Below are 5152 nucleotides of genomic sequence, written 5' to 3'. Positions count from 1 at the left end.
AGATCACGCGCAAGGGATGCTTCGCTTTCCGCGCCGCGTCGATGGCGGCGTGCGCCGTCGCTAACGCCTGCGCGGTCGTCTCGACCACGAGGCAGCAGCCGCGCCGTCCGTCACGATGGGTGCGCTCGATCGCCTCCAGGCTCTTGCCGATCTGCTTGAACAGCTTATCGAGAGCGGCGGACTTTGCCTCGGGTGCGCCGTCCCACAGGAACACCACGGGGCGAAAGGCGGTCTCGCCGCGTTCGCGCTTCGGGCGCTTGGGCCGGGTGTGCGGATAAGGGATAAGGTCGAACGGGCGGGCGGCCTTGCGCCAGTCGGCGAAGACGCGGTTCGCGCCGGCGACGCTGTCCGGCTCGGTGTCGTCGGAGACGACGATGAGGCCGCTGGCGGTCTGCAACATGGCGGCGCGCTGCAGCGCGCAGCCGGCGGCGTAACGGAAGCCATAGAAAAAGTAGCCGTCGAGATCGCGGTCGACCGGGTCCTGCGGGTCCATGATGGTGAGCGTGCAGGGACCGTGCTTGCCGTCGAGGATGGCACGGAAGCGCTTCTCCCATTTGCCGGGCGCGTCCGGCGGGTCGCCGATCCTGACCGACATGTCGATGAAGCGCTCGGTGTTGAAGGGCAGCACCGCCTCGAACTCGGCACCCATCTTGAGCGCGGTCTCGGCCAAGATGATGTCGGAGCCGGAGGCCAGCGCGCCGTAGACGAAGCCAACGTTGTGCGCAACGAACAACGCCTCCGCGCGCGTTCGGATGGCGGCTTCGGTGGCGTCTTGAGCTTGCGCATCGAGCTCGGCGCCGCGAAACAGGTGGCCGGAGATCGCCGCCACATTGCGGGGGCGGAGCGCGTCGATAAGCACGTCGAGATTGCTGTCAATCATGGTGCCGATGCGGCGGAACTGAAGCACGGTAGAGGCCTTGGCGCCGTCGTCGGCGCCGCGTGCATCGCGCGCCTTGAGAAGCACGTCCTTGGCTTCACCGCCCCGGCCGACGATCAGGAGCGCTTCTGCAAGAGTGGCCAGCGGCCAGTAGTCTTGGGCGTCTTGCGGCACGGTCGCGGTGAGGAGCGCGGCGATCTTTCGGGCGGTCTTGGTGTCGCCTGCGCAGAGCGCCATGGTGGCGGCGTTGATGCCCGGGTAGTAGCCCTGCTTCGCCGCGTAGAGACGGTGATACGCCTCGAAGGACGCCTGCGATCGCTTGCGCCGCTCGTCCTTCGAGGTGGTTGCGAAGGCGCGCTCCTTGAGGAGCCGCGCATGCAGCGCCGCCACGTCTTCCACAAGCTGCGTTTCCCATTGGGCGTGGCGCGACGCCGGCGGCTCTGGCTCATCCTCGCCGAAGGCCTCGTCGACAAAGGGATCGCCGAGAATGCGGTCCATGGGCAGGAGCGGATTGCGGCGGGCCTTGCGCACGGCGTCTTCCAGGACGCTCAGATTGCCGTCCATGGGAAGCCCCGAGCGGCTCAGGAGATCGAGCGCGCCTTTGGCGTCGCCGCTGCGCGCCGCGGCCAACGCAGTGCGATGGTGCAATTCGGGGCTCGACGGGTAGTAGCGCAGGATGTCGAGACCGATATTGCGGGCGCGGATCAGATCGCCGCAAGCGATGGCGGCGTCGATGTCTTCGATGGTGCGCTCGAGCGCGGCGCGGCTCCGCGCGGTGCGCAGGCTCGCGAGCCGGCTGATGCGCTGATAATCGATGATCTCGATTTGCTGGCTGCGCGCCCCGGTGCGCAACAGGCCCGAGCGCTCCCACTCGTTCAGGCGCCGGCTGATGGTCTCGCGGGAGACGCCGAGATCTGCGGCGATGTCGCTTTGGGCGATGCGTTTCGGGAAACGGACGCGGTTGCCCTCGGCGATGCCGATATCCGCCGACAGCTCGACCAGCCAGTCGGCGAGAAGGAGGTCGGGAAATGTGTGCACTTTCTCATGCTGCTGGGTGAGGGCGGCAAGGAGGCGCTGCGAGCCGATGCGGATGAGGCGGGCGCGCAACACCGCGTCCTCGGCGATGAGATCGGACAGCAGCGACAGCGGCAGCGGCACGATGGCCGCGGGCGTCAGCGCAAAGGCCGAGGTGGTGCGCTTGGCAGATTTCGGCGCGAGGCCGTGCTCCAGCAGCTCCAACTCGCCGAAGATTTCGCCGTGGACGATGCGCTCGAAGCGGAACGCCCGCTTGCCGGATTGCGGCTTTAGCTCGACTTGCACCAGCGGATCGACATCGAGGCCGTCGCCGCCGTTCCGCGCGCCCAACAAAAAATAGACCGCGTCGGCGGCGTCGCCCGCCTGGAAGATGCACTCGCCGGCAGCCAATTTGCGCACGGCAAGGCGCGCGCGGCGCAATTGCGCGCGGGCGGCGTCGCTCGTTCCCCGCATCAGCGCGGATCTGGCGACCAGATCTTCGAGTGTCTCGTTCATGCTTGTCGGAGCGCGCGTCGGAAGCTTGGCCGGCAGGGCGGGAGGGTAGTCTATTTCGGCGACCCCCACCAACGCCTGCGCGGGATGAAGCGCAATATTCATGGTCATGCCCACACCGCACTGGCGAACGCCAACAGCAGGCGGTGCGCATGGGCGGGAGACAACAGCCCGCCGAGACCCGCAAGCGGCGAGACGGTTACAATGGCCGCGAAAAACGTCATCAGGAGATCGTCGAGCTGTTTCATAGGCCTAACCGCGCCGTCATCGAGCCTCAGACTGGCACGGGACGGGCGGGGCTTCTGTGAGGCTCGTCACAATGGGGAGCTGTAAAATGGGAGGGCTCTGGGGATGCCCCGTTCAGCGCTCCGCGGTGTCGTCCGGCATGCGCTCGATCTCGTCGATCTTGCCGCGCGTCGTGGCGATGTCCTCGCGCCACACATCTTTCTCCGGGAGCGCCTTTGCCATCTTCCGGGCGATCTCGAGCGCCTCTTGGTAGGCGGCGCGCGCCCCATCCCGGTCGCCGGCGCCCAGCTTGATGGCGCCGATCTTCTGGAGCACGACGTTGATGTCCGGCTGGCGCATGATGTTGTTTGGGTCGGCCGCGGCGATCTTGCGGAAGATCTCCAGGCTCTCCTTGTAGACGGCGAGCGCGCCTGCCTTGTCGCCGCCTGCCTGCTGCAGCGTGCCCATGGTGTTGAGGGCCAACGCGACGCCGCGCTGCCAGACGAGATTTCCTGGATCGAGTGAAGAAAGAGAGCGCGCGACCTTCACCCGCGCGTCCCAGGCCTCGCGCGCGCCGGAAACGTCTCCTAGGGTGATCTTCGCGTAGCCGAGACGATCCAGCGTGATGGCGATGTCCTCAAGCAAGATACTGTTATTGGGGTCGCGCTCGGCGAGGCGGCGGGTAATCTGCAGCGCCTCCTCTTGCGCGGCGAGCGCCGCATCATTGTCGCCGAGCGCCTGCTTCGCCTGTCCGACGAGGCTCGACATGGCGGCGACGTCGCGCTGCCAGGTGGTGTTGCCCGGGTCGATCCTCGCGAGGCGGCGGCGCATCTCCAAGCTCTCCTCGAAGGCTTGAAGCGCGCCTTGCGCATCATCGCTCTGAAGCTTCAAGTGCCCTATACGCTCCAAGGAGAGCGCCACAGCCCGCCGCCACTCAGTGTTGCTTTCGTCCGAGGCGGCGATGCGGCGGTCGAGCGCGAGCGCTTCGTCGCAGGCTTCGAGCGCGCTTTTCGCGTCGCCCGTGTCGCGCTTCAAGTCGCAGATTTTGCCGAGGGTGACGGGAACATGCCGGCCCCATTCGAACGCGCCGGTGTCGTCTTGCGCGAGACGCCGCCGGATCGCGAGGCTCTCCTCATAGACGCCGAGGGCGCCCTTCGTGTCGCCCGCTTGCGTCTTGAGGTCGCCGATGCGCTCGAGGTTCACGCCGACGTCGAGCTGAAATTGCGGAGTGTCCGGGTTACCCTCCGCGAGCGCCTCACGGATGTCGAGGCTCTCCTGGTAGGCTTCGAGCGCCGCGGCGCTGTTCCCCATGTCTCGCTTCACGTCGCCGACGTGGACGAGTACGACGGAGAGACGCCGCTTTGCGTGCTTGTCGCTTGGGTCTTCGGAGACCGCGCGCCGCGCGATGGCGAGTGCCGCCTCGGCGTTCTTCTGCGCGGCTTCGAGGTTGCCGGCGGCGAGATATGTCTGCGCGAACTCATCGAGCATGGCGATCTTGCTGCGCACCAGCTCGGGATTGTCCGGATCCGTCTCGGTGAGGCGCTCCACGGTGCTGCGGGCCTGGCCGAGAATCTTGTCGAGGCTCTCGACCCTGATCCCCTCCACGTCGCGCAAGCCCTGCGCGATCTGGAAGATCAAGCCGTTCACCGTGTCCTTGGCCGCGGCGAAGTTCCGCTCGGCGCGCTCCTGCTGGTAGCGGGCAACGATGCCCGCGGTCACCGCGCCGATGGCGAGCACGAAGAGCAGCACGGCGGCGCTCACCGCAAGGGTCAGCGCCCGGCGCTGCTGGCGCACCTCCTGCGAGAGGAGATCTTCCTTCGGCAGGCCGTGGATGGCGGCGGCGAAGTCGGCGCCAAGCTCGATGAAGCGCGCATTGCGCGGATCAGCGCCGTCACGGAAGGCGCGCAGATCCACCCATTTCGGCTCGGCGGCGAATTTTCCTCTGAGAGCTTCTGTCAGGGGCGTGTCCCCGGTCCATTTGAAATCGCCCGCCGCGTTGTCCCAGGAAAGGTCGCCGTCCGTGCAGCCGATAAAGAGTGTGTCGGGGCTCTTGTTCTTGAGCCAATACTCGATCTCCTTGCCGACCCAGGGAGAGGCGGCTGCCTCGGGGGAGGTGAGCAGAATGAGGTAGCGCGACTGGGACAGCGCCTGCTCGATCGACGGCCAAAGATGTGGCGTGGCCGAGAGGCTCGTGTCGTCGCGGAACACGCGCAAGCCGCGGCGCCGATACCACGGCTTGCCGAGCTTCTGGATCACCGCCTGAAGTGCTGCGGCAATCGGCTTGTCCTTGGCGTGGCTATAGGAAATGAAAGCGTCGTAGACGACCGGCACGCGCACTCTCCTGTTCGAACGAGAAGATTATAGAGGCTCATCCCGCAGGGGCCATGCCCCGGCGCGCCTCTTTGTGAGGGTGCTCACAATGCGCGTCCGCCCCGCGCCCTATCTCCCTTCTTGTCGAAGGGGACCCTAGCGCCTTCGGCCAACGAAAACCGACGTGAAAACCGAAATGTTCTGTTCGCGTCA

3 protein-coding genes are annotated in these 5152 nt (G+C 66.6%); all 3 read right to left on the bottom strand.

Annotated features, from left to right (window positions below; genetic code table 11):
* Positions 1–2407, bottom strand: a 2407-nt coding sequence (locus ACSLE4_RS12500) for a TRAFs-binding domain-containing protein (RefSeq protein ID WP_435904769.1), incomplete at its 3' end; no start/stop codon positions are given.
* 104 nt (positions 2408–2511) lie between these two features.
* Complete coding sequence (locus ACSLE4_RS12495) at positions 2512–2652, bottom strand: hypothetical protein (protein WP_435904768.1); 141 nt, start codon at positions 2650–2652, stop codon at positions 2512–2514.
* 112 nt (positions 2653–2764) lie between these two features.
* On the bottom strand, positions 2765–4960 hold the full coding sequence (locus tag ACSLE4_RS12490) for a tetratricopeptide repeat protein (RefSeq protein WP_435904767.1): 2196 nt from the start codon (positions 4958–4960) through the stop codon (positions 2765–2767).
* Positions 4961–5152 lie beyond the last annotated feature (192 nt).

The organism is Methyloceanibacter sp., from assembly GCF_051306395.1.
Lineage (GTDB): Bacteria > Pseudomonadota > Alphaproteobacteria > Rhizobiales > Methyloligellaceae > Methyloceanibacter.
The sequence above is the reverse complement of the archived record's forward strand: the minus strand, read 5'-3'. Positions and strand labels throughout refer to the sequence as shown.